This is a genomic window from Trichlorobacter thiogenes (genome assembly GCF_900167465.1).
In the GTDB taxonomy this organism is placed as follows: domain Bacteria; phylum Desulfobacterota; class Desulfuromonadia; order Geobacterales; family Pseudopelobacteraceae; genus Trichlorobacter; species Trichlorobacter thiogenes.
Genome location: NZ_FUWR01000002.1, coordinates 75,956 through 99,898, shown reverse-complemented (window position 1 = coordinate 99,898; position 23,943 = coordinate 75,956). Strand labels below are relative to the sequence as shown.

At 54.1% G+C, this 23,943-nt stretch carries 21 protein-coding genes; 4 read left to right on the top strand and 17 right to left on the bottom strand.

The window, feature by feature from the left end; genetic code table 11:
- Positions 1–17 precede the first annotated feature (17 nt).
- From B5D39_RS03785 to B5D39_RS03765, 5 genes are all read right to left on the bottom strand, one after another.
- The gene (locus tag B5D39_RS03785; protein WP_244161348.1) at positions 18–878 is read right to left on the bottom strand and encodes a BRO-N domain-containing protein; all 861 of its coding nucleotides are present in this window, start codon (positions 876–878) and stop codon (positions 18–20) included.
- A gap of 44 nt (positions 879–922) precedes the next feature.
- A complete protein-coding gene (locus B5D39_RS03780) occupies positions 923–3,700 on the bottom strand; it encodes a tellurite resistance TerB family protein (protein ID WP_078789064.1) in 2,778 nt (925 codons plus the stop codon).
- A gap of 80 nt (positions 3,701–3,780) precedes the next feature.
- Positions 3,781–4,719 (bottom strand): ketopantoate reductase family protein, encoded by a 939-nt coding sequence (locus B5D39_RS03775; protein ID WP_078789063.1) that lies wholly within the window; start codon positions 4,717–4,719, stop codon positions 3,781–3,783.
- 17 nt (positions 4,720–4,736) lie between these two features.
- Positions 4,737–5,582, bottom strand: a complete 846-nt coding sequence (lipA, locus tag B5D39_RS03770; RefSeq protein WP_078789062.1) for a lipoyl synthase — start codon at positions 5,580–5,582, stop codon at positions 4,737–4,739.
- Positions 5,579–6,406 carry a lipoate--protein ligase family protein gene (locus B5D39_RS03765; RefSeq protein WP_078789061.1) on the bottom strand — a complete coding sequence of 276 codons (828 nt, stop codon included), beginning with the start codon at positions 6,404–6,406 and terminating at the stop codon, positions 5,579–5,581. Before B5D39_RS03765 ends, lipA begins: the two co-directional genes overlap by 4 nt.
- 281 nt (positions 6,407–6,687) lie before the next feature.
- On the opposite strand from B5D39_RS03765, the gene cmoA reads away from it, so the two are divergent.
- Together cmoA and cmoB are read left to right on the top strand one after the other, a co-directional pair.
- Complete coding sequence (gene cmoA / locus B5D39_RS03760; RefSeq protein ID WP_078789158.1) at positions 6,688–7,422, top strand: carboxy-S-adenosyl-L-methionine synthase CmoA; 735 nt, start codon at positions 6,688–6,690, stop codon at positions 7,420–7,422.
- On the top strand, positions 7,419–8,390 hold the full coding sequence (cmoB, locus tag B5D39_RS03755; RefSeq protein WP_078789060.1) for a tRNA 5-methoxyuridine(34)/uridine 5-oxyacetic acid(34) synthase CmoB: 972 nt from the start codon (positions 7,419–7,421) through the stop codon (positions 8,388–8,390). Before cmoA ends, cmoB begins: the two co-directional genes overlap by 4 nt.
- A gap of 295 nt (positions 8,391–8,685) precedes the next feature.
- Here cmoB and gcvPB read toward each other — a convergent pair whose 3' ends face one another.
- Genes gcvPB through B5D39_RS03725 form a run of 6 tightly spaced genes read right to left on the bottom strand, consistent with a single transcriptional unit; the run spans position 8,686 to position 13,930 of the window.
- Positions 8,686–10,131, bottom strand: a complete 1,446-nt coding sequence (gcvPB, locus tag B5D39_RS03750; RefSeq protein ID WP_078789059.1) for an aminomethyl-transferring glycine dehydrogenase subunit GcvPB — start codon at positions 10,129–10,131, stop codon at positions 8,686–8,688.
- Complete coding sequence (gene gcvPA, locus B5D39_RS03745) at positions 10,122–11,468, bottom strand: aminomethyl-transferring glycine dehydrogenase subunit GcvPA (RefSeq protein ID WP_078789058.1); 1,347 nt, start codon at positions 11,466–11,468, stop codon at positions 10,122–10,124. Before gcvPA ends, gcvPB begins: the two co-directional genes overlap by 10 nt.
- A gap of 9 nt (positions 11,469–11,477) precedes the next feature.
- Positions 11,478–11,852, bottom strand: a complete 375-nt coding sequence (gene gcvH / locus B5D39_RS03740) for a glycine cleavage system protein GcvH (protein WP_078789057.1) — start codon at positions 11,850–11,852, stop codon at positions 11,478–11,480.
- Between the two features lie 44 nt (positions 11,853–11,896).
- Positions 11,897–12,310, bottom strand: coding sequence for a DUF3617 domain-containing protein (locus B5D39_RS03735; protein WP_078789056.1), 414 nt, complete (start codon positions 12,308–12,310; stop codon positions 11,897–11,899).
- A gap of 26 nt (positions 12,311–12,336) precedes the next feature.
- On the bottom strand, positions 12,337–13,437 hold the full coding sequence (gene gcvT / locus B5D39_RS03730) for a glycine cleavage system aminomethyltransferase GcvT (protein WP_078789055.1): 1,101 nt from the start codon (positions 13,435–13,437) through the stop codon (positions 12,337–12,339).
- Between the two features lie 31 nt (positions 13,438–13,468).
- Entirely contained in the window at positions 13,469–13,930 is a 462-nt protein-coding gene (locus B5D39_RS03725) for a hypothetical protein (RefSeq protein ID WP_078789054.1), read from the bottom strand.
- Positions 13,931–14,071: 141 nt separating this feature from the next.
- Here B5D39_RS03725 and B5D39_RS03720 point away from each other — a divergent pair, with 141 nt between their 5' ends.
- Positions 14,072–15,319 (top strand): GAF and HD-GYP domain-containing protein, encoded by a 1,248-nt coding sequence (locus B5D39_RS03720; RefSeq protein WP_078789053.1) that lies wholly within the window; start codon positions 14,072–14,074, stop codon positions 15,317–15,319.
- A 51-nt stretch (positions 15,320–15,370) separates the two neighbouring features.
- On the opposite strand, the gene aroF is transcribed toward B5D39_RS03720, so the two are convergent.
- The 3 genes from aroF to B5D39_RS03705 all read right to left on the bottom strand — a co-directional run bounded on the left by aroF (position 15,371) and on the right by B5D39_RS03705 (position 19,216).
- Positions 15,371–16,390, bottom strand: coding sequence for a 3-deoxy-7-phosphoheptulonate synthase (aroF, locus tag B5D39_RS03715; protein WP_078789052.1), 1,020 nt, complete (start codon positions 16,388–16,390; stop codon positions 15,371–15,373).
- 294 nt (positions 16,391–16,684) lie between these two features.
- A complete protein-coding gene (gene recN, locus B5D39_RS03710) occupies positions 16,685–18,352 on the bottom strand; it encodes a DNA repair protein RecN (RefSeq protein WP_078789051.1) in 1,668 nt (555 codons plus the stop codon).
- A gap of 6 nt (positions 18,353–18,358) precedes the next feature.
- Positions 18,359–19,216, bottom strand: a complete 858-nt coding sequence (locus tag B5D39_RS03705) for an NAD(+)/NADH kinase (protein WP_078789050.1) — start codon at positions 19,214–19,216, stop codon at positions 18,359–18,361.
- Between the two features lie 217 nt (positions 19,217–19,433).
- Between B5D39_RS03705 and lexA the strand changes: the two genes are divergently transcribed.
- Positions 19,434–20,060: a transcriptional repressor LexA gene (gene lexA, locus B5D39_RS03700; RefSeq protein WP_078789049.1), complete on the top strand. Its 627-nt coding sequence runs from the start codon at positions 19,434–19,436 to the stop codon at positions 20,058–20,060.
- 244 nt (positions 20,061–20,304) lie between these two features.
- Here lexA and B5D39_RS03690 read toward each other — a convergent pair whose 3' ends face one another.
- From B5D39_RS03690 to glpK, 3 genes are read right to left on the bottom strand one after another with little or no spacing between them, the layout of a single operon-like run.
- Complete coding sequence (locus tag B5D39_RS03690; RefSeq protein ID WP_078789157.1) at positions 20,305–20,844, bottom strand: NUDIX hydrolase; 540 nt, start codon at positions 20,842–20,844, stop codon at positions 20,305–20,307.
- 30 nt (positions 20,845–20,874) lie between these two features.
- Positions 20,875–22,431: a glycerol-3-phosphate dehydrogenase/oxidase gene (locus tag B5D39_RS03685; protein WP_078789047.1), complete on the bottom strand. Its 1,557-nt coding sequence runs from the start codon at positions 22,429–22,431 to the stop codon at positions 20,875–20,877.
- A complete protein-coding gene (glpK, locus tag B5D39_RS03680) occupies positions 22,428–23,918 on the bottom strand; it encodes a glycerol kinase GlpK (RefSeq protein WP_078789046.1) in 1,491 nt (496 codons plus the stop codon). Before glpK ends, B5D39_RS03685 begins: the two co-directional genes overlap by 4 nt.
- Between the last annotated feature and the right edge of the window lie 25 nt (positions 23,919–23,943).

Below are 23,943 nucleotides of genomic sequence, written 5' to 3'. Positions count from 1 at the left end.
GTCAGCCGCCCCACAACTTACTTTACCTTCTTGCTGCGCGATGTTTTGCCAGACGGTAGAAAGCTATCACCCGTCACCACACTTTTGCCGGTCTTAGCCTCCAGAGCCTTACGTGCCTGCTTGGCAATTGCCCCACCCTTTGTGGCCGCTACCTTGTTTTCAACCAGACCGGTTGCGTCATCTGTTTCAGCGATCTGGCGGGTTGATAATTCCGCCAACGCAGTAAAAATCAATTCAGCTTCGTTCATGTGGTCGCGCAGATTCTGACTCTGCAAGCCTTTCATCTCTTTGTGGTCTTTCACACTCACCCCTGACCACTCCTGATGAATGATGTTGGTAAGAATCGCAAACTCCTCACCCTTCTTGATGTCATGGTTTGCCCAGTAATCAGTCAGCTTGTTACGTGTTTCCTGACCGGTCATACGCTGTTGAATCCACTTTTCACTGCGCCCGTGCTTCTGCCAGGTTTCACGGGCGCGGTTCAAAGACAATGCTGGATCAGCCAGCTCCTGCATACGCTCGTAACCGACCTTGGCCAACCAGAGCTTGATCGGCTCAGCTTTCGGGCTAGGAACAGACTGCACCAGACGCAACAAGGTTTCGGCGGTAGCAACATCCGTAAGATAGTTTTTGCCATCAGCAGCAGGTAATTTCAGTCGGTGACAATTTGTCACCGACTGATTTCCTTCCCTACCAAGCCTCTCTTTTAGCTTATTCCAATACTTTCGAGCAGTTTGATAATCAGATTGCTGAGTCAGCACCTGAATGATATCCACCACCGAAAACCACCAGATTTCGGTTTCCTCATCATAGATGCGACGGATCTGGTGGGTTTCAAAAAGTGCCGGTTGGATTTGCATGGTTTCAGTTCCTTCCATTGGTTGGTGCAGAGTCAATGAGAGATTTATGTGTATTCAAGACATTAGACAGCCCCAACACCTTCCAATCTATTCACCATCTCAGGATCAATTTCAATGGGGTCGTCACCTTCAAAAAACGGTCCGCCAAAATGGTCAAAAGAAGCATCATTGATACTATCAAGAGTACCATCCAACATCAGGTTGTAGTCAGCAGCCAGCTTTTCCAACTCATCTCGCGCCCAAACCAACTTAGAAGCCAGCACCTGCATGAATGCAAATGATTCAGTATCAAGCCCGGCAATGGTAACATCTGAAACAATCGACTTAGAAGCAGTCGCCGGTGGCTGCGTCAAACTCTCTTCAGTAAAAATATTTTTTAGCATGTCAGAAACGGCGACAGTTTCCGCAAGTTTTGCCCTGATGCTGTCCATATCCAAAGAGATTCCCTCAACTGTTTTTTGCGGTGGCGACGGGATGACATATCCTTGTGGCTTTGTAAAATCAGCGGCCTGAACGGTGACCGGCCCAACGGCGGCGGCATGGGCATGGCTATAGAGACTCTGGGTATCCAATCCAAGCAGTTCATAAATCTTCGTAAGCATTTTCAGTTCAGCCGGATCAATGTAACCGTCAGACTGTGCAACACCGACAAGGAATCGCCCTAGCGACTCCCGCTGATCCTGTTTAAGCAGCTCAATCCGTTTTTTGACGCCATTCATGCCGGGAAAAGACGACAGAAGCCACTGGGTATGTGCCTGTAACCGTGATTTTTCATCAGCGGACAAATGAAGCCACGATTCAAGATGTTCCAGAAGATGGCGTTCTTCATTTACATCCACCGTTCCATCTGCAGCAGCTACAGCAGAAGCGAGATGTAACACCACGGTTGCAGCAGAGTATTCTGCTGAGGACGAATTTGGAGCATTATCGCTGATCCTAAAGAGAACAACCTGCTGTTCTGGTTTCGGGATAAAATTGACAAAACGAGGGTCCGGCTCGATGCCAATATTCATCTTGCCAAGCAGACTGGCAACGGCTGTTGCCTCTTTCTTGCCGAAGCCATCCGGCTTGATTGATGGTATCTGCTCCAGTAGAGTGGAGAAGGATACTGGCAAAGGAGCATCCAAAAAAAATGTTCTAGCCAGCCAACGGTAAAGATTTTGAAATTCTTTGCCTGCATATTTATTTAAAAGCTGGTGGGGGAGATATGAGGTTGCTTCTATCGAACTTCTACCATCAGGATTCCTACCAAGATAGCGGCTGTACCCTTCAAGTTCGTCAGTGCAGATGGTTACAATGTCACTTATTTTTGAAGATGGGCCGGTAAGACGAGTAATGTCCGGGAGGTCTGACACTGAAGTCTCAACATAGCCGCCAAAAGAAGAGCTTGCCGGACGATAACCAGCCTTGATGAGAGTCTTGTTCACTTTCAGCTTAAGACCTTCGCCGAATGTATTAACATAGCGTATTTTAAACAGCTCACCGAATTCCTCAGGACAACGTTGGAGCGGCATTCTGCGAGGCATTGACGGATCATTCGCCGCCCATGCCAGTGCCCATTCAGCTGGCAGGGGGATGCCGTCACGTGCTATTTGGCCAAGAGCAACCTTGAGGGTCAATGGGATCTCCCAGGGAACATACTCAATCTGCGGGGAGGCACGATAGAGTGGCACGGAAGTTTGTAAGACCTGCAAGAGATCCATAAACCTGCTGGCATACCCCTTAAAAGAATTATTGCCCCCGTATATGGACAGAAGACGTTTCACTTCCTCCATAATTACAGGCAGATCATTACGCGCAGCAACGGACTCTTTAGCATCAGCCAAGGCGCGTCTTTCCAGACCATAGAAATAGATAAATACATAACCAATACAGATTTTTGGATCTTTCCGTCCACTGGAAAGCCATTCAAGAAAACCAGCACGTGATGCCGGTGAAATCTGTGAATAAGAAGGCCAATAACTCATATTCAAGCCTTCCCTGTCAGGATGGGTACTGTCAACAGCGAGAGTGGGGTCAATCAGAGCTGGCTCTTCGCCCCACCCCTGAATCGATTTCAAACCAGTACCCAAGTAAATGAGTCCACCGGGAATAGTATATCCTGCATGTTGAAACGTTCTTCCATAAGGCACCCAAATTGTCTCAGAAGAAACGGTACGACTTGGATCTGGAGAATCGGTGAAGATTCGACCACTATCTGTTTTGAAGATAAAGAAGTTTTTGCCGCAGACAAAGCACTTGCAATCGATTGTTTTTTCAGTGATTTTAAGAATCTGATGCAAGCCGACGGCATTACAAAATGCACATTTTGTATTTTGTTTAGGTGCCTCTGTAAATACGGTAGGAACTGTTAAATTTTTCGTTTCAGGAGGGGGCTCTGGCGTTTTAGGGGATGGCTGGTTTTCAGTAGTTACAGAATTTCTTTGAATTGGTTCATACCTTGAAATGTCTGGTACCATGACAGACAGGGTGTTTGTATTGATTTGATTACTATCTGTTTTAAATACAAAGAAGTTTTTACCGCAGGCGAAGCACTTGCAATCAATTGTTTTTTCAGTAATTTTAAGAATCGGATGCAAACCGACGGTATTACAAAATGCACATTTAGCATTTTGTCTAGGAGTCTCAATCACTTTCCCTGAGACGATCTCGTTTCTGGCTTCAGACCTTTTCACAGATGTTTTAGGCGTTGACTGATTTTGGATTATTTTTGCAATGCCCCAAGCCGCCAAGACAACGACGCCACCAGCAACGACTAAATACCAGTATTTTGCCAGTAAAGCTATAATGATAAGTCCTACAATCGCAATACCACCACCGGCAGATTTCCTTTTAGCCATGGGATATCCTTTCGCGCAAAAATGTAGCCATAGTATTCAAACAACTGTAATCCGTAAGCGTCCCTCTCAATCAGACCGCTTTACATCATCGGGGAATGCTTCAGGTAGCCCGCCTCAATCCGCTGTAGCTCATCAAAGAGCCGTTGATTCACCGGAGTTGGGATACCGTGCTGCCTGCCCAGAGCGATGGCGGTTCCTGCCAGCATCTCCACCTCGGTCTTGCGGCCAGCCTCCACATCCTGCAGCATAGAGGTCTTGCTGGCATCCCCCAGGGTTTCAAGAACCTTGTACCATGCCGCAATATCCTGTTCAGCAAGATCTATCTGCATGGCTTGGGCAAGGCTGATCACCTCACCCATGGCTGCATCCATCAGTTGCTTTGCCTCGCTTGAGGCACGGATAGCGCCGTAGGTCAGGCCCATCACAGCAGAGACCTGATTTACCCCCACGTTGATCATATACTTGAACCAGAGGCTGCGCAGCATATCCAGCGGGATCTCATGGGCTATTGCAGCCCTGGTAAAAAGATCACGAACCTGTTTGACCCGATCAGTCAGTGTGCTGTTCTGCCTTTCTCCGAAAAGCACACGTCCCAGATTACTGTAGGTTACAGCGTTGTGTTCCCTGACCGCATCAATCCCCAGGGTCAGGCCATAGAGAAGTTTGTCCATGCCATAGACCGCACCGATGCGTTCTTCGCTGTCAATGCCATTCATCACCGAGAGGATGATGGTGGCAGGTCCAACAGCCTGTTTTATCTCAGCTATGGCCTGATCAAGGTGATGATACTTGACCGCCACGATCAGAAGATCAACAGGGGTTGCCTCTTCCGGGCGCAGCACCGTGATGCGAGAGGTAATGCCATTGACCGTGACGCCATCCTGCTGCAACCGGTTATAGCGTTCATCCGATGCAATCAGGCAGACTGATGCCGGATCCATGGCATAAAGCAGGCTGCCATAGGTTGCACCCAGCGCCCCGGCACCGATGATGGCGGTCTGATTGACTAATCTACTCATACAACTGAGTTGTCACACTACTGATAATCTGCAGCATGATATGAGCTGCGTACATAGGGACCGCTCTCCACATGCCTGAATCCCAGTGCCAGCGCCTCATCCCGCAGCTGATCAAACTGCTGGGGCGGAATATAGGCCACCACCGGCTGATGCCGTTTGCTGGGGGCCAGATACTGGCCAAGGCTTAAGTAGCTACAGCCCACCTTGCGCAGATCCTGCATGGTCGCCCGCACCTCATCCAGCTCTTCCCCCAGGCCAAGCATGATGCCTGATTTAGTGGGGATGGATGGCGCACCCAGCGCTGCCTGCTGCAGCAGGTCAAGCGAACGCTGATAATCAGCCCCTTTACGCACTTCATACAGGCGGGGCACGGTCTCCAGATTATGGGCCAGAATGGCTGGTTGCGCAGCCAGCACCGTTGCCAGACAGATATGATCACCGCCAAAATCAGGCACCAGCAGCTCTATTGCCGTAGCTGGTGATAGCTCCCGCACCGCAGCCACCGTTGCTGCATAATGGGCAGCACCGCCATCGACAAGGTCATCACGGGTGGGGCTGGTTATGACCACATGGGAGAGCTTCAGACGCAGCACCGCCTCTGCCAGGCGACGCGGTTCATCAGCATCCGGTGCCTGGGGGCTGGGCGCCTTATCCACATTACAGAAGCTGCACTGGCGGGTGCAGTCCCTGCCCAAAATCAGAAAAGTGGCTTGGCCGCAGCCAAAACACTCGGATATATTGGGACAGAGCGCCTGCTGGCAGACCGTGTTCAGTTTCAGTTCCGACAGCAGGCCCCGCATGGCAGCCTGCTCTCCCTGCGGTACCTTTTTGCGCAGCCATTCCGGCTTGCGTTGAATTTTCATGGTTCTTCACCTTCCAGATTCCAATGATCCGTTCGATATTTTTCTTGCATCAATTTCTCTGACAAATCACGCTCCTGCTCTGTCAGTCCTCCTGATTGTAGCGTTGCACCCAACTGCCCTGCAAACTGCTGCTGCAGAGCCTGTTTCAGTTGATCATACCCCACCGCAATCCCCTCATCAGCCAGACAGGTGGTAGCCTGTTCAAGCCCCTGCGGCCTGATCTTCAGGTACTGCAGCCCCTGCTCTACCCGGTTCTGCAGTGGTATCGAGCCATGCTGAAAGATGATCTCCCGCGAACGGCGCTGGGCATTACCACCGATCTTGCGGCCATGCAGCATGATATCGTAGCTTTCCTTGCCGGCAAAACAGAGCGGCGTGCGCTGCCCCAGCCTGCTGCCTGCCGGGGCCAGATCAACGGCGTAGTCAGCCTGCAAGCCCAAGGTACGGTAAAAGCTCAACAGAAACGAGGTCAGCACCCGGAAGGACTCTTTTACGGAAGCAGCAGGCGGGATCTGCGCTGGTGAACAGACCAGGCTGTAGGTCAGTTCATCGGCATGCCAGATCGCCCCGCCACCGGTAATCCTGCGCACAATCGTCAGGTTATCAGCCCTGCAGCGGGTCAGACCCAGATCATCCCCAGCCTTCTGAAACCGCCCCAGCGACAACGCAGGCGGCTGCCAGCCATACAACCGCAGCACCGGTTGGGATACCGCTGGATCAAAACAACGAAAAAGCGCCTCATCAATCGCCATGTTCTCCCTGCCGCAGCAGGGACCGGTATCAATGACCCGCCAGATTACACCAGGTTCAGCTTGTCTGTGCATCGATACTGTCCAATCCTTGTGTCTGTTACAAATTCAGCGGAATACAGAAATTGTATTTGAAGAATCCAGGAGCCGAATGTATACCATAACAGCCCACGCCTCCGCCATATTTGAGGTGATTATTGATCACGCGGCTGTAGTTGAAACCGGGCACAAAAGAGACCAAGACTCTGGTTGAAAAATATGGAGATGATTTGGTCTGCTTCCGCCACCGTTACGATGATACAAACCGTACACGGCTAAAAACGGTAGAAACCAATTACGGAAAGAAAGCAGAAACTGTGACCAGAAAAACCGATGCCCTCTATGCGGCCCCCCTCCAGGAAATAATCGATTTTCAATTTGATGAGCGGGTTGTCGCGGTGTTTCCCGACATGATACAGCGCTCAGTGCCGGGCTACGGCATGATTATATCCAATATCGGCATCCTTGCTGCGAAATATGCCCAGGCCGGAAGCCATTGCTATGATCTCGGCTGTTCACTTGGGGCGGCAAGCCTGGCCATGCGCCAACGGATCAGTACGCCGGACTGTGACATTATTGCGGTGGATAACTCTCCGGCAATGCTTGAACGCGCCCGTGAGCTGCTGGCCCTTGATACCGTGGCGTCCATTCCAGTGACAATAATCTGTAGCGATATCCAGGATGTAACCATTGAGAACGCCTCAGTCGTGGTGCTTAACTTCACCCTGCAGTTCATCCCACCACCACAACGACTGGCACTGATGCAACGGATCTACGGCGGACTTAATCCGGGCGGTATCCTGATCCTCTCGGAGAAGATTGCATTCAGCGAGCCGGAGCGGCAGAACTTTCATGTAGGGCTGCATCACGACTTTAAACGGGCCAACGGCTACAGTGATCTGGAGATCAGCCAGAAGCGGTCAGCACTGGAGAACGTGATGATTCCTGAAACCCTGGCTGTTCATCACAAACGGTTGAAGGCAGCCGGATTTTCCTGTTCTGAGCTCTGGCTGCAGTGCTTCAATTTTGTTTCTCTGGTCGCAATAAAATGAAATGCTACGATTCACTCTATCCGCAACTTGCGGCCATGGGGCAGGAACAATGGGCTGACCAGCTGCAAACCATCCTGTCAAAGCAGCAGTTGCTTGAACGTTACGGTGATATGCCGGAGTGGCTCAGCGCCCTGGAAGCGTTGCCGGAGCTACAGCCATCCTGCGTTGATCTGCTGGACTCTGTTACCATCGGCTCCAGCAGTGATCTTAGCCGGATCAGCAGTAAAGAGCTGATCAACAAACTGCAGGCCTTTCACCCCTGGCGTAAAGGCCCCTACAGCTTCTTCGGGGTTGAGATCGATACCGAGTGGCGATCTGACTGGAAGTGGGAACGTCTTCTGCCCCACATCCAACCGCTGGCCGGACGCAGGGTTCTGGATGTGGGCTGCGGCAACGGTTATCATGGCTGGCGGATGCGCGGCGTTGGCGCTGATTTTGTGCTTGGTATTGAGCCGTTTCTGGTTTCGGTGATGCAGTTTCAGGTCATACAACGTTACCTGCAGGATCCCCGGCACCATGTCATCCCAATCGGTGTTGAAGATCTGCCTGCCAACATGGCCTGCTTTGACAGCGTTTTCTCCATGGGGGTGCTCTATCATCGCCGCTCCCCCCTTGACCATCTGCTTGAGTTGAAGGGCTGCCTTCGTCCGGGGGGGCAGTTGATCCTGGAGACGCTGATTGTTGAAGGGGATCAGGGTACGATCTTTATGCCGCCGGGACGGTACGCCAAGATGCGCAATGTCTGGTTTTTGCCGTCGGTTGCTGCGATGACCCTGTGGTTGCAGCGCTGCGGTTTTACAGAGATTGCCTGCGTCAACACCAACCGTACCAGCCATGGGGAACAGCATGCAACAGAGTGGATGCGTTTTGAGTCACTGGCGGATTATCTTGATCCTGATGATGGGTCAAAGACCATTGAAGGACACCCGGCACCACTGCGGGCAATCTTTATTGCAACCAGGCCGTAAAAACCTGAATCAAGCAATTGGCCGCGAAAGAATGCAAGGATCGCAAAGAATTTAACCAGGTATAGTCTTAGAAAAAACAACCATCCACGAAGAACACGAAGTAACACAAAGAAAAACTGATTGCTTAAAGCAAACCGGTAATCAGCATTTGGGTAACACCTTTATTTCCTGTATCATTTTAAATCTTCGTGAAACTTCGTGTCCTTCGTGGACATGAACAGGCATTTTTCAGACAAAAAAGAGCCGACCGGAAACAATCCCGGTCGGCCTTTTCGTTTGAGACATCACCAACCTGCTACCCCAGACAGCAGACGGTCTGGCTACGGGCCGCCCTGGTCTCATCCAGCCGGGTGACCGGCATGGTAACCGGCATGGCGGCAAAGGAATCAGGATCAGCCTCTGCCTGCTTGGCAGCTTCGATCATCACCTCGATAAAGGCATCCATGGTGGCCTTGCTCTCGGTCTCGGTCGGCTCGATCATGATCGCCTCTTTCACGATCAGCGGGAAGTAGACCGTGGGTGGATGATAGCCTTTGTCGATCAGGAACTTGGCAATATCAATGGCATGGACACCCTGGGCCAGCTGTTTTGAGGCAGAGAAGACCACCTCATGCATGCAGGTCTGTGTGTAGGGCAGATCAAACCAGTCCTTCAGTTTTTCCTTCATGTAGTTGGCATTCAGCACCGCCTGCTCAGAAACCTGAATCAGGCCTTCACGTCCCAGCATGATCATGTAGGTGTAGGCCTTGACCATTACCCCGAAGTTACCAAAGAAATTGGCGGTACGGCCAATGCTCAAGGGATTATCGGTCTGGATCTGCAGCTTGCCGCTGACCTCGTCATGGATAATGCGGGGCATCGGCAGGAACGGAATCAGGCTTTTCTTGACCCCTACCGGACCGGAACCGGGACCACCGCCACCGTGGGGGGTACCAAAGGTCTTGTGCAGGTTGACGTGTACCACGTCAAAGCCCACATCGCCGGGCCGTACTTTGCCCATGATGGCGTTCAGGTTGGCGCCATCGTAGTACATCAAGGCATCATGACTGTGGGCAATATCAGCGATTTCCTTGATGTGCGGGTTGAACAGGCCCAGGGTGTTGGGGCAGGTCATCATGACCGCTGCCACTTCACCACTCATGGCCTGCTTGAACAGCTCCAGGTCCATGTCACCATAGGGAGCCGTAGGGATCGTGATGATCTCATAGCCCACCATGGCTGCCGAGGCTGGGTTGGTGCCATGGGATGAGTCAGGCACCACCACGTATTTCTTCTTGTTGCCCTTGGCCTTGTGGTAGGCCGCAACCAGCAGCATACCGGTCATCTCGCCATGGGCGCCTGCCAGCGGCTGGGTGGTGACTTCATCCATGCCGGTGATGTCAGCCAGCATCTGGCCCAGGTCATACAGCATTCCCAAGGCCCCCTGGCACAGCTCTGCCCCACCGGGCAGGAAGGCGGTTAAGGGATGCAGCGGAGCAAACAGGTTGGATGCGTTTTCCAGCACCTTGGCGTTGTACTTCATGGTGCAGGAACCCAGGGGATAGAAGTTGGTATCCACCGAGAAGTTGCGGCGGGACAGGTTGGTGAAGTGACGCACCATATCCAGCTCTGACATCTCAGGCAACCCGGCTGTTTCTGAGCGCAGCAGGTTTTGCGGCAGGTCAGTGGCTGCAGGGACATCAGAAACCGGCAGCATCACACCACGGCGACCAGAGACGGATTTTTCATAAATCAGTTGCATAGTGCCACCTCCAGCGCCTTCACCAGCTGATCAATCTCTTTTTTACTGCGTTTCTCGGTTACCGTCACCACCAGCATGTTTTCTGAACCAACATAAAACTGGCCCAGCGGCATACCGGCAGCAATCCCTTTATCCAACAGGGCAGCCACCACAGCTTCCGCCGGTTTTGGCAGGCTGATGGTGAACTCGTTAAAGGTTGGAGCGGTTTGCAGCACCGCCACGCCAGGCAGTTCTGCCAGACGGGCCTTGGCATACTCAGCCTTGTCCCGGTTCAGACGGGCCAGATCAGCCAACCCCTGCTTACCAATAGCAGCCAGGAAGATCAGACCGCGCAGGGCGCAGAGTGACTGGTTACTGCAGATGTTGGAGGTGGCTTTATGACGCTTGATATGTTGTTCACGGGCCTGCAGGGTCAGCACAAAACCACGCTTACCGTTCTTGTCAACGGTCTCACCCACGATCCGGCCCGGCATATTACGGATATGTGACTTCTTGGCAGCAATGAAGCCAAAGGAGGGACCACCAAAGGAGAGCGGATTGCCCAGTGACTGGCCATCACCCACGGCAATGTCAGCACCCAGATCGCCCGGTGACTTCAAGATTCCCAGGGCAACCGGATAGACCGCGGTTACCAGCAGGGCACCAGCAGCATGGGCCTGATCAGCCAGGCCGGAGAAATCTTCCACAGCACCAAACACGTTGGGATACTGCACAAGTACTGCAGCGGTGTTGGCATCAAGCTGTTTTGCCAGTTCTTCACGGTTCAGGAGACCATCCAGAGGTGGCAACTCCACCAGCTCTGCATCCTGATTGGAAAGATAGGTTGCCAGCACCTTACGTGCGATGGGAGAGACACAGCCATCAACCACCACCTTGGTCCGGTTTGTGGCCCGCATGGCCATCAAAGCGGCCTCAGCCAGGCCGGTGGCACCATCGTAGAGCGAGGCGTTACTGACATCCAGCCCGGTCAGACGACAGATGGCGGTCTGGTATTCAAACAGTGCCTGCAGGGTACCCTGGGAGCATTCCGGTTGGTAGGGAGTATAGGCGGTGTAGAACTCGGCCCGACCGGAGAGATGATCAACCGCTGCCGGGATGATATGGTCATAGAATCCGCCCCCGATGAACAGGGACAGGTTTTGACTGTTATCAGCAGCAACGGCCTGCAGTTTGGCATAGGTCTCAAATTCTGACATGCCAACAGGCAGGTTAAAGGTGCTGCAGCGCAGTGCAGCCGGAATCGGAGCAAACAGTTCCTCAACGCTGGATACGCCGATGGCAGCCAACATCTCCTGAATCTCTTCAGGAGTATGGGGGCAATAGTGACTGGTGTTCATATCATCTCCCTACAGGCTTTTCAGGTATTCGTCGTATTGGGCCTTGGTCATCAGGTTTGCCAGCTCAGCAGCATCACTCAACTCAAGCTCTGCCATCCAGGCCGCTTCCTCTGCCGACTCATTCACCTTTTCCGGTGCATCTTCCAGCTCACTGTTTACCTTGACCACCTTACCGGAAACCGGGGCATAGATGTCACTGGCAGCCTTGACTGATTCAATGGCAGCCAGCACATCAAACTGCTTAACCTGCTTGCCAACCGCAGGCAGCTCAACAAAGGTAATGTCACCCAGTTCATGGGCAGCATGATCACTGATGCCGCACACTGCGCTGGTACCACTCACTTTGACCCACTCATGCTCTTTGGTAAAATAGATTTCTGACATCTGTTCCTCCTCTAATGGATATATAGAATTACAGCTTAAACAACCTACTTTTTAGGGCACTCACCAATCCGTTTTCCCTTTACCTTTACCGTCATATTCTGGCCCTGAGACTTCATCTTCATGGTTGAACTGTAGGCATCAGAACTGAAGATGGTTTCACCGTTAAAGGTACCGGCACTCTGGCCCGTACATTTCATGGCCCAGGTCACCTTATTGCTGACCACCTTGTAGTCGGTCATAGTACAGTTCTTGTCCCGTGCAATCACCTTCTTCTGGTCTTTAACATCCTCTTTGGTGTAGCAGTGTTTGATGGTTGATGCAGGAATTTTCATCGGCATACCGGGCATCTCGGTCTGTGAGGTAACCTCCCAATACCCTTCACGGATACTGTCAGCAGCAAATGCACCTGCTGGCACCAGCAACATGGCTCCCAGTACAGCAATAATGGTACGTTTCATACACAACTCCTTTCGCTTAAACAGTTTTAGCCCCGTACTGATCCTTCCGTAAAGAACGGCACGGTACAGACTGCAGCCTCCATCACCGCCCGATCCTGCTTGATGGTCAGGCTGGTGCCGAGTGTTGCATAGCCGGGCTCAACATAGCCCAGACCGATACCGCAACCCAGCATCGGTGAGAAGACACCGCTGGTCACTTCACCGATCTGCTTTTCTCCATCAAAGATCCCAAAACCGTGGCGAGGAGTACGCCGTGAGGTAACCTTAAAGGCTACCTTGACCCGCTTCAGGGCCTGCTCCTTTTGCTTCAGCAGCGCCTCTTTGCCTACAAACTGCTTATCCAGCTTGACAAAGGCAGCCAGATCAGCCTCCAGCGGTGTGGTCGCCTCATCAATATCACTGCCATAGAGTGAGTAGCCCACTTCCAGGCGCAGCACGTCCCGTGCCCCCAGACCGGCAGGCTTGACCCGCTCATCCGCCAGCAGTTTCTCCCACAGCTCGCCCACCTTTTCAGCCGGCAGGAAGATCTCGTAGCCCAGCTCACCGGTGTAGCCGGTGCGGCTGACAATGGCAGGCACCCCCAGCACGGTCTGCTGTACAAATTTGAAATAAGGGATTTCAGCCACCCAACCACCCAGCAGATCAACCAGTACCTCGCGGGAACGGGGGCCCTGCAGGTCAAGCTTGGCAGTGGCAGCGGTAATATCGTTGAACTGGCCACCCTTCAGGCGTGATTGAATCACCTTGAAATCATTGGGGGCGGTTGCGGCATTAACCACAATCATGACTTCATCTTCTGCCATACGGAACACAATCAGGTCATCAATGATCCCGCCCTGCTCGTTCAGCAGAAAACCATACTTGGAGCGACCAACCGGGATGGCGGTAATGGAAAAGGTAAACAGATCCTCAAGCCCGGCTGCAACGATATCACCTTTGAAGGTAAACTCCCCCATGTGACAGATATCAAACAGGGCTGCCTGCTCACGACACCAGCGATGTTCAGCAATAATCCCTTCATACTGGATCGGCATATCCCAGCCGCCAAAGGGGGCCATCAGGGCACCCAGAGCGCGGTGCTGTTGGTTGAGAGGTGTAACGGATAATGATGTGGTTGCGTCTGACATGGATAGGTTCTCGATTCTGTGTGGAAGTTATCTAATGGTAATATTTCTTCACGCGGGTAACGTGGGATTTTTTCTTCTTCAGGCCAGCCAGGCCCTTGATGTCAGCCAGCCGCACCTTCCAGCGTCCTTCTTCATGATCCAGAGTAAACTCACGGCTCTGGCTTTCATCAATGCCAGGGCTGCCTTCCATCCCCAGTTTTGCAAAAACCTTGGCTGTTGTCCGTTTTTCACTGATCAGACGAAAAGCAGTCAGTTTATTAAAACAACAAACCGGCTTGATCTCTGCGTCTTTCATGTTCTGGACAAATCGTTCTCTGGTCATGCCACTTCTGTGGGAAAGGCTGTCGTATAGCAGCTCAAAACGTCCCTCTCGCCAGAGATCAAGGCTATCAGACATGGCCTGTTCGCGGGGGTCATTGCGTTGTTCTGCGCTACAGATAGAAGTAAAAGCGAATGTAATGACGAGCAAAAACAGAACAAAAAGGCGGGACATACGCGAAGACCTCCCCAAAAAGTGATCTATGGTAGTGCATCCTGGCCGCTGCAGCAATCAAAATTTATCCTGAATTGAACCTTGCCAATCCCTCTTCTTCAGTTACAATGCTAGGCAACAGTCAGATCTGCGGGGGGCGCAATGAAAAATCAAAATGAGACATTACAACAACTTCTTGATTTTGGACTGGATATTTCCCAGATCAAGGATATTGACTTCCTGCTGGAAAAGATCTTGTCTGAAGCACGCCGTTTTACCAACTGCGATGCAGGTACCATTTACATCAAAGACGGCAACTGGCTTGCAGCCCGTTATTCACAAAATGACACCATCAACACCCAACTGGCTGCACACCGGAAATCGGTTTACAGCAACATCATCATCAAAGTGGACAACACCTCCATTGCTGGCTACGTGGCAGCCACCGGCAATCAGCTTAACATCCCGGACGTCTACCAGCTTGACCCTAACCTGCCCTACTCCTTTAACAACTCCTTTGACGACCTGACCGGCTATCGTACCATCTCGCAACTGGTACTGCCGCTGACCAGCATGCGGGGCGAGACCGTTGGAGTGCTGCAACTGATCAACGCCAAGGAATCAAACGGTGCGGTTGGCGCTTTTGACGTTAATGACGAGAGTGGCATCAGCTACTTTGCCGTTACTGCAGCCAACGCCATTGAACGGGCCAAGATGACCCGCGAAATCATCCTGCGGATGAACCGGATGGCAGAGCTGCGGGATCCGAAAGAGACCGGCCCCCACGTCAATCGGGTGGCTGCCTATTCGGTGGCACTCTATGAAGGCTGGGCAGCCAAAAGGGGGCTGGAGCAGGATGAGATTGACCGGACCCGGGATATCCTGCGGATGGCAGCCATGCTGCATGATGTCGGTAAGGTGGCTATCTCGGACAATATCCTGAAGAAGCCGGGTAAATTTACCCCGGAAGAGTATGATGTCATGAAACTGCATACCGTCTATGGCGCCCGGCTATTTCCTGACCTGTACTCAGAGTTTGACGAATCTGCTGCTGCTGTTGCCCTGAATCACCATGAACGCTGGGATGGCAACGGCTACCCCGGCCATATCAGCCTGGCCACCCTAAAACCACTACCTGGCTATGAAAAGGAAGATGGCACAGCACGGGGAAAAAAAGGGGAAGAGATACCACTCTTTGGACGGATTGTGTCCATTGCTGATGTCTATGACGCCCTCTCAAACCGGCGCTGTTACAAAGAGGCATGGGATCAGGACGAGGTTCTCGAAACTCTGAAAAAAGATGCCGGGACCTTTTTTGACCCAGAGCTGATGGAGGTTTTCCTGGACAGTATTGATGCCATCCGCCAGCTGGGTGCCCAGTTCCCGGATGACCCGGATGCCCATGGCTAGCTACGGTAAAGGCTGCCAGATTCCTGAGCAGCCTTTACCGTAACAGCAGATCTACAGACTACGTCCATCCGCCTCGGCAAACAGCCGCAGCTTTTCCATCATAGCAGCAAACTTCTTTGGCTTCAGTGATTGCGGGCCGTCGCTGGAGGCCCGCTCAGGATCAGGGTGTACCTCCACAATCAGGGCATCCGCACCGGCTGCCACAGCGGCATAGCACATTGGCGCTACATAGTGATAGTTGCCGGTTCCGTGGGATGGATCAATTACGATCGGCAGGTGGGTCTTCATCTTCAGGACCGGAATGGCTGAAAGATCCAGCGTGTTACGGGTAGCAGTCTCAAAGGTACGAATCCCCCGTTCACACAGGATCACCCCCTGGTTCCCCTCACTCATGATGTATTCAGCGCTCATCAAAAATTCCTGAATAGTCATAGCCATACCACGCTTGAGCAGGATCGGTTTGCCGCACTGGCCAACCTTCTTTAACAGGGCGAAGTTCTGGGAGTTGCGGGCGCCGATCTGCAGCATGTCGGCATAGTCAGCCACCAGATCCACCGTTTCCGGGTTGATCACCTCGGTTACAAACGGCAGACCGGTCAGCTCACGGGCCTTGGCCAGCATCTTCAGCCCCTCTTCTTCCAGCCCCTGGAATGAATAGGGCGAAGTACGGGGCTTGAAGGCGCCACCGCGCAGCATGGTGGCTCCCGCCGCTTTTACCAACCTTGCACTTTCAATAATCTGCTCCTCACTCTCCACCGAGCAGGGACCAGCCATCACTACCACCTTATCACCACCGATCACCACACTGTCGCCCACCTTCACCTGGCTGGGCTCATGCTTTACCTCGCTGGAGGCCAGTTTGTACGGCTGCAGGATCGGCACAACGCTTTCAACGCCATGCATGTTCTCAAGCGAGTGCAAGACCAGCTTGCCCCGTTCGTCCCCAATGGCGCCAATCACGTCTCTGGTGGTGCCGTGAATAATGTGGGGTTTGTACCCCAGTTCCTTGATCCGTTTCACCACTTCATCCCTGTCTTTCTTGCCTGCGCCTGCCTTCATGACGATGATCATCTCTCGCTCCTTTTTCCCAAAAGCAAAAGGCCTGGAGGAGTCCCCCGGCCTTGTATCGTTTCTACCGCGTTAAACGAAAAAAGCCGGGGAGACTTGTTCCGTCTGCCCCGGCTTTTGGATGTGTAATCGGTTTTTTGCTCCTAAACCGCGTACACCCTTGCCCGGGCAGACGGCGTAAAATAAAAGCCGTACCAAAAAAACCCGAAAAAAGATGCAAAGCGATAGAAGGAGTTCATGGAAGGGATAAAAGCATAGGTTGCGATCCACTGTCAAGTATGTAGCGGTAAAAAATTGTTACGATACGGTTGCGGCCTGCGCGATCAGTTCACGGGCATGGTCTCTGGCAGCCTCGGTAATCTGCTCACCTGCCAGCATCCGGGCGATTTCCTGTATCTGGCCGTCCTGATCCAGTTCATGCACTATGGTGGTTGTTCTACCGTTCTCAACAAGCTTTTCAACCCGGATATGCTGCATGGCCCAGGCAGCCACCTGGGGTAGATGGGTCACGCAGAAGACCTGTTGACCGGTTGCCAGGTTCCGCAGCTTGCGCCCCACCACACCGGCAACTGCCCCACCCACCCCGGTATCCACCTCATCAAACACCATAGTTGGCGCTTCACCTTCAGGCAGTACCTGTTTAAAGGCCAGCATCAGACGGGAAAGCTCACCACCGGACGCCACTTTACCCAGAGGACGGGGCGGTTCACCAGGGTTGGGTGAAAACAGAAACTCTACCTTTTCAAAACCGCTGCCCCGCGGCTCAGCAAGCGGTTCAAACGCCACCTGCATCACGGCATGGGGCATGGCAAGCTGACGGGTCTCTGCGGCAAGCTGCTTTTCAAGCTCAACAGCGGCAGCACGGCGTTTTTTACTCAGTTCCGCCCCCAGTTTTTCAAGGGTCGTGCGCTGATCAGCCAGCTCCTGCTGCAGCTCATCACGGGATCTGCTCCGCCCCTGCAGCTCTTCAAGCTCTGCTGCAAGGGTGGCCCCCAGTGCAATCACCTCTTCCACGGTTGGTGCGTATTTGCGTTTCAGACGGGTCAGCAGATCCAGGCGATCATCAACCTGCTTCAACTGCTCCGGCTCTGCCTCAATCCGTGCAGCATAGTCCCGCAGTTGCAGGGCCGCATCCTCAAGCTGCAGGTAGCCCTCATCCAGCATGCTGTGCAGAGGGGCAAGTGCTATATCAATCTTTGCTGCCTCAGCCATGGCAGCGGTTACCCGCTTCAGCTCCCCCAGCAAGGCCTGATCACCGCCGTAGAGCGCCTCATAGGCAGAGCCGGTGGTGCAGGCCAGCCGTTCTGCATTGGCCAGCAGCCGCTGTTGTTCCTCAAGCTCTTCCTCTTCACCAGCCTTCAGTTCTGCTGCACTGATCTCTTCCACCTGATAGGCCAGCAGGTCAATCCTTCTGGCGGTATCCCGCTCCTGCTCATCAAAATGCGCCAGACGCTCTGTAATCTGTTTCCACTGTTCAAATGCAACAGCAACCTGCTGTCTCAGCCCTGTGGTATTGGCAAAGGCATCCAACAGCACCAGATGATACTCAGGCCGCAGCAGCCCCTGGGATTCATGCTGGCCGTGGATGGTGACCAGTTGCCGTCCAAGCCCGGTCAACTGCGCCAGGGTTGCCAGCGAACCGTTGATATAGACCCGGTTTTTGCCGTTACGGGAAAGACAACGTTTCACCAACAACTCATCAGCCACCTCAATGCCCGACTCCTGCAACTGAGACTGCAGCAATGGCAGTGAACCGAGATCAAACAGAGCCTCGACGGTTGCCTCATCTTCACCGGAACGGATCAGGTCGGTTGCTGCACGACCGCCACAGACCAGGGTCAGGGCATCGATAATAATCGACTTGCCAGCGCCGGTCTCACCGCTCAGGATGTTCAGGCCTGCCTTAAAGGAAAGCTGCAGCTGGTCAATAATGGCAACATTGCGGATGGACAGTTCGGTAAGCATGGGGGGCTAACGCTCCCCCCACTTCAATTTGGCACGCAGGATGGCAAAATAGTCTTTCTCAGGCGAGGTCACCAGAGCGGTGGTTGTATCTGCGCGGCTGACCTGGATACAGTCACCTTCCTGCAGTTCCACCCCCACCTGCCCATCCAGGGTCAGGTAGACCATCTCATCAAAGGATGATTTGACCGTAATCCTGATTATTGACTGGTAGGAAAGCACAATTGGCCGGTTGGTAAGGGTATGGGGACAGATCGGGGTAATCAGCACGCACTTCATCAACGGCTGCACAATCGGGCCACCAGCAGAAAGGGAATAGCCGGTGGAACCGGTGGGGGTGGATATGATCAGGCCATCAGCCTTGAAGGTAGTCAGAAAATCATCGTTGACCCTGGCCTCAAGCTCAATGATCCGGGCCAGCGCCCCCTTGTTGATCACCGCATCATTCAATACCTGACAGCGAGAGATTTCCTGATCACCCCTGGTCACGCTCACATCAAGCATCATCCGTTCAGTAATGCGATGGCTGTCGGCCAGACACTGCTCAAGCACCGGATACAGCTGTTCAACCGTTATCTCGGTCAGAAAGCCAAGGCTGCCCAGGTTGACCCCCACAATCGGCACCTGACGGCTGCTGAACAGACGGGCAACCGAGATCAGGGTGCCATCACCCCCCAGTACCACCACCAGCTCAGCCCGGTCACGGATCTGCTTTTCCGTCAAGCCCCTGGCATAGCCAACATGGCGTGCCAGATGGGTATCAACCAACGGCTGACATCTGCGCTCTTCAAGCCAGGTAACCAGTTCACTGGCTACCCCCTGACAGCGGGGATCATGTACTTTTGCAAAAATAGCGACCTGTTTCATGCATCTCCTGTACCACAGCATCCGGGGATTGTCCAGCCGACATAAACAGAAAAAGCCCCTGAACATCAGAGGCTTATCTTATGTTTAGAAGCAACAGACCAAGTCTCCTGCCCCATCCCCTGCAAAACCAATTGCCCACAACAATTTCAGCACCTTGCCAAACGCTTCACGTCATTTTTCCTATTGACACTTGTTCAAAATCATATATGGTAGTCATATGACTACCTATGCAGGCAAAAACCAAAATGAACTGACCCAGCGCCAGAAACAGGTGCTGCAGTTCATTACTTCCTACACGGACGACAACGGCTTTCCGCCCAGCCAGCGCGAGATAGCCAGACACCTGAATGTCTCCGGCACACTGCCGGTCATGAAACACTTGGGGGCGCTGGAACGTAAGGGCTACATCAAGCGGGAAAGCGTGAACCGGGGGATCTCTTTAGTACGACCAGTGAACCGCTCTGTCTCTCTGCCGGTCGTTGGGGTTGTACGTGCAGGACACCTCAGCCCTGCTATTGAAGATATTCAAGGGCACTTCTCTGTAGATCCGATGGCGGTAAAAGGGGATGGCTGCTTCTTTTTGCGGGTTAGGGGCGATTCAATGATCAACGCGGGCATATTCGATGGCGATCTTGCAATGATACGACCGCAGCAGACCGCCGGCAACAAGGACACCGTGGTCGCCATGATCGATGGCGAGGTTACGCTTAAATGGTTCTACCGCGAGCAGGACCATATACGCCTGCAACCGGCAAATTCTGCTATGGAACCAATCATTATCCGTCCGGAAGACGGCGAACTAAGCATAGTTGGCAAAGTCATCGGCGTGTACCGAAGCCTGTAACAACTCAAAATAATTAAACAATAATCAAGAAGGAGTAAAAAAATGGAACCGATTGTTTTAGTGGGAGCGATAATCGTTATGTTTGGTTTGTGGCAGGAATTAGAGCCTGTAGCTCAGAGGATAGTCACTGCAATTTCTAACAGATTGTATCATGCTAAAATCAACTTCAGCACTTACAGGCCTGTCCCCGTCCTATCAAGCAGATACATGGCTGGAGCGCAGAAAATAGCCAAATGACGAAGGGCTATTTTTCAGGTACCGGTGATACTTCAAGGTAACGCCGCAAGGCCTGACGCAGTGAATCAAAACCTATTTTCTGATAATCCAGAGCGTTGCGGTCTACCCACAGCGCCTCTGCCAGATCATCACCGGCTGTAAACTGCGGAAATTTATTCAGCCGTACCAGATAGATCAGATCCAACGTGTCATATTCAATGCCGCGATAGCGGTATTTGTTCGGGAAGGAAAACAGGTAGCGCAGTTCATCGTATAATTCAATTGCAAGTTCTTCCTTCAACTCGCGGCAAACCGCCTGTTCAGCAGTTTCCGCCGGATCAACGAACCCGCCTGGCAGATCAAGCATGCCTTTCTTCGGTTCATAGCGTCTTACCCCAAGCAGTATCTTACCTTGGCATTCAATAATCACTGCCACCGCTGCGGCAATATTCAGGTACAGTACAAAGCCGCAGTCCGCACAGGTAAAATGTTTGGGCGACGGCCACGTCAGCGCTTGGCTGCCGCACTGCGGACAGTATTTGATCGATGCATCACTCTCTCTCGTCATCTGGCTATCCTTCTCTTTCAGCATCCTGCCTCACGCCAACAGGTACCCGCTGGCAAGCTCCGTAAATGCCGCCACCTGCGCTTCCTGCCAGGCCTGATCATGCCCCAGCTCGCACGCCATCAGCGCCGCAACCTGCGGCGCCATGCTGATACTGGCGCGGGCATCCAGCAGCAACGCCCTGGTGCGGCGCGCCAGAACATCCTCCACCGTCCGCGCCTGCTCGTAGCGTGTCCCCCAAACCACCTCCCCTGCACAGTAGGGCAATGCCGGGTGCAGCGGTTCCCGCCAGGCCGGGTTCTCCGCCAGCAGCTGTTCCAGCAGCGCGGCATCACTGCCGTAGACCTGTAGAGGATGATCAGCAGCCACCCCTTCCTGCCAGCCGTGAATTCGCAGCTCGGCGGTATGCGACCGCCGTTCCTCCAGCCCGGCGATCTGGGCGGCAGCAGTCACCGTATCCTCTCCCATCTTGCGGTAGGTAGTCCACTTGCCACCGGCAATGGTCACCAGACCGCTGCTTTCAACCAGCAGGGTGTGATCGCGGGAGAGCGAAGCGGTGTCGCTGCCTGCATCGGCACGGACCAGTGGCCGGACACCGGCAAAGATGCTCAGCACGTCAGAGCGTTCAGGATGCCGATTCAGATAACGTCCTGCATGGGTAAGCAGGAAATCGATCTCTTCCTGCAGCGGACGTGGTTCCAGGCTGGCCGCCGGAATCGGGGTATCGGTGGTACCGACAATGGTCCGGCCATGCCAGGGGACCGCAAACAGCACCCGGCCATCATCGGTGTGGGGCACCATGATTGCGCTGTCACCGCTCAGAAACGAGCCGTCCAGTACCAGATGCACTCCCTGGCTGGGGGTGATCAGCTCCTTGAGGGTGGGATCAACCATCCGCCGCACCGTGTCGATGAACGGACCGGCAGCGTTGATGACCACCTTGCCCCTGATCACGAACTCCCGGTCGGTTTCCCTGTCCAGCGCCGCCACCCCGCTCACCAGCCCGTCTGTACGGATGATGTTGGTCACCGCCAGATAGTTGAGCGCAACACCGCCCAGATCAGCTAGGGTCAGGGCCAGACTGATGGCCAGACGGGAATCGTCAAACTGGCCGTCATGGTAAATCACCCCGCCCCGCAGACCGTTCGGCTCCACGGTGGGGATATGGCGCAGGGTCTCCTCCTTTGACAACAGACAGGAGGGACCGAGCCCCAGTTTACCGGCCAGCAGGTCGTACATTTTAAGGCCGATACCGTAAAACGGCCCTTCCCACCAGTCGTAGAGCGGCACCACAAACGACATGTTGTGTACCAGATGGGGTGCGTTGCGGATCAGCAGTCCCCGTTCCCGCAGTGCATCCAGCACCAGCGACAGGTTGCCCTGCTGCAGGTAGCGCACCCCGCCATGGATCAGCTTGGTACTCCGGCTGGAGGTTCCCTGGGCAAAATCCCCCTGTTCCAGCAGCAGGGTCCGGTAACCGCGGCTGGCCGCCTCCACTGCCGTGCCAAGGCCGGTGGCGCCGCCGCCGATCACGATCATATCCCAGATCGCACCATCTTCAAGCTGTTGCAGCAGTTCAGCACGCATCATGGCTGTACCCATCCTTTTGATCGCTCAATCGCCCTGCTCCAGTTATGGCGCAACTCCGCCATCCGTGCCGGATCAGCTGCAGGAGTAAAGGTCTTCTCCGCCTGCCAGAGCTGCCCCAATTCCTTGCGGTCCTGCCAGTAGCCGATTGCCAGCCCGGCCAGATAGGCCGCCCCCAGGGCGGTGGTTTCCCGCACCCTGGGCCGCACCACCGGCACCCCCAGCAGGTCGGCCTGGAACTGCATCAATAGATTGTTGGCCGTAGCACCGCCATCCACCCGCAGTTCAGCCAAGGGGGTAGCAGCATCCGACTCCATCGCCTCCAGCAGATCAGCAGTCTGGAAGGCGATACTCTCCAGGGTGGCCCGGGCAATATGACCGGCAGTAGTACCACGGGTGATGCCCAGCAGGGTACCGCGGGCGTAGGGGTCCCAGTGGGGCGCTCCCAACCCGGCAAAGGCCGGGACAAGGTAAACACCGCCGCTGTCCGGCACCGAGGCAGCCAGCGCTTCAACCTCTTCCGCACTGCGGATAATCCCCAGCCCGTCCCGCAGCCACTGCACCGCTGCACCGGCCACAAAGACGCTGCCTTCAAGGGCATATTCGGTCCGGTTCCCCAGGCGGCAGGCCACGGTGGTAAGCAGGTTCCGCTCAGAAAGAACCGGATGTTCACCGGTCTGCATCAGCATGAAACAGCCGGTGCCGTAGGTGTTCTTGACCATCCCGGGCCGGTCGCAAAGCTGGCCGAACAGCGCGGCCTGCTGGTCCCCGGCAATACCGGAGATCGGCACCCGTGCAGCAAAGAAACGGGCAGCGGTCTCACCGTAGACCTGGCTGGAGGAAACAACCTCAGGCAGGATTGCAGGCGGAATCCGGAGCAGCTGCAGCAGTTCCTGATCCCAGTTTCCCTCATGGATATTAAACAGCAATGTGCGGGAGGCGTTACTGGCATCGGTCAGATGCCGCTCACCACCGGTCAGATTCCAGACCAGCCATGAATCAATGGTGCCGAAGGCCAGCTCCCCCGCCTCTGCCCTGGCCCTGGCCCCGGGCAGGTGATCCAGCAGCCAGGCCAGCTTGGTGCCGGAGAAATAGGGGTCCAGCACCAGCCCGGTCTTGGCCCGAAAGGTTGCTTCCAGCCCCAGCCCCTTGATACGGTCACACTCCGCAGCAGTACGCCGGTCCTGCCAGACAATGGCATTGTGGATCGGCTTGCCGGTCCGGCGATCCCAGACCACCGTTGTCTCCCGCTGGTTGGTGATGCCGATGGCCGCGATGTCAGCGGCGCTCAGCCCGGCCCGGGCAACCGCCTCCACCGCCACCCCCAGCTGGGAGGCCCAGATCTCCTCGGCATCATGCTCCACCAGACCAGGCTCAGGGAAAATCTGGCGGAACTCCTTCTGGGCCAGACCGCGGACGTTGCCGTCATGGTCAAACACCAGGGCACGGGAACTGGTGGTACCCTGATCAAGTGCAAGAATGAAGCTCATGGCTTATTACTCCTGTACGAAGTAT

Excerpts from the sequence above, each read along its gene's own strand:
- B5D39_RS03785 (WP_244161348.1), bottom strand. The coding sequence starts at position 878 with ATGGAAGGAACTGAAACCATGCAAATCCAACCGGCACTTTTTGAAACC.
- B5D39_RS03780 (WP_078789064.1), bottom strand. The coding sequence starts at position 3,700 with ATGGCTAAAAGGAAATCTGCCGGTGGTGGTATTGCGATTGTAGGACTT.
- B5D39_RS03775 (WP_078789063.1), bottom strand. The coding sequence starts at position 4,719 with ATGAGTAGATTAGTCAATCAGACCGCCATCATCGGTGCCGGGGCGCTG.
- lipA (WP_078789062.1), bottom strand. The coding sequence starts at position 5,582 with ATGAAAATTCAACGCAAGCCGGAATGGCTGCGCAAAAAGGTACCGCAG.
- B5D39_RS03765 (WP_078789061.1), bottom strand. The coding sequence starts at position 6,406 with ATGCACAGACAAGCTGAACCTGGTGTAATCTGGCGGGTCATTGATACC.
- cmoB (WP_078789060.1), top strand. The coding sequence starts at position 7,419 with ATGAAATGCTACGATTCACTCTATCCGCAACTTGCGGCCATGGGGCAG.
- gcvPB (WP_078789059.1), bottom strand. The coding sequence starts at position 10,131 with ATGCAACTGATTTATGAAAAATCCGTCTCTGGTCGCCGTGGTGTGATG.
- gcvPA (WP_078789058.1), bottom strand. The coding sequence starts at position 11,468 with ATGAACACCAGTCACTATTGCCCCCATACTCCTGAAGAGATTCAGGAG.
- gcvH (WP_078789057.1), bottom strand. The coding sequence starts at position 11,852 with ATGTCAGAAATCTATTTTACCAAAGAGCATGAGTGGGTCAAAGTGAGT.
- B5D39_RS03735 (WP_078789056.1), bottom strand. The coding sequence starts at position 12,310 with ATGAAACGTACCATTATTGCTGTACTGGGAGCCATGTTGCTGGTGCCA.
- gcvT (WP_078789055.1), bottom strand. The coding sequence starts at position 13,437 with ATGTCAGACGCAACCACATCATTATCCGTTACACCTCTCAACCAACAG.
- B5D39_RS03725 (WP_078789054.1), bottom strand. The coding sequence starts at position 13,930 with ATGTCCCGCCTTTTTGTTCTGTTTTTGCTCGTCATTACATTCGCTTTT.
- B5D39_RS03720 (WP_078789053.1), top strand. The coding sequence starts at position 14,072 with ATGAAAAATCAAAATGAGACATTACAACAACTTCTTGATTTTGGACTG.
- aroF (WP_078789052.1), bottom strand. The coding sequence starts at position 16,390 with ATGATCATCGTCATGAAGGCAGGCGCAGGCAAGAAAGACAGGGATGAA.
- recN (WP_078789051.1), bottom strand. The coding sequence starts at position 18,352 with ATGCTTACCGAACTGTCCATCCGCAATGTTGCCATTATTGACCAGCTG.
- B5D39_RS03705 (WP_078789050.1), bottom strand. The coding sequence starts at position 19,216 with ATGAAACAGGTCGCTATTTTTGCAAAAGTACATGATCCCCGCTGTCAG.
- lexA (WP_078789049.1), top strand. The coding sequence starts at position 19,434 with ATGACTACCTATGCAGGCAAAAACCAAAATGAACTGACCCAGCGCCAG.
- B5D39_RS03690 (WP_078789157.1), bottom strand. The coding sequence starts at position 20,844 with ATGACGAGAGAGAGTGATGCATCGATCAAATACTGTCCGCAGTGCGGC.
- B5D39_RS03685 (WP_078789047.1), bottom strand. The coding sequence starts at position 22,431 with ATGATGCGTGCTGAACTGCTGCAACAGCTTGAAGATGGTGCGATCTGG.
- glpK (WP_078789046.1), bottom strand. The coding sequence starts at position 23,918 with ATGAGCTTCATTCTTGCACTTGATCAGGGTACCACCAGTTCCCGTGCC.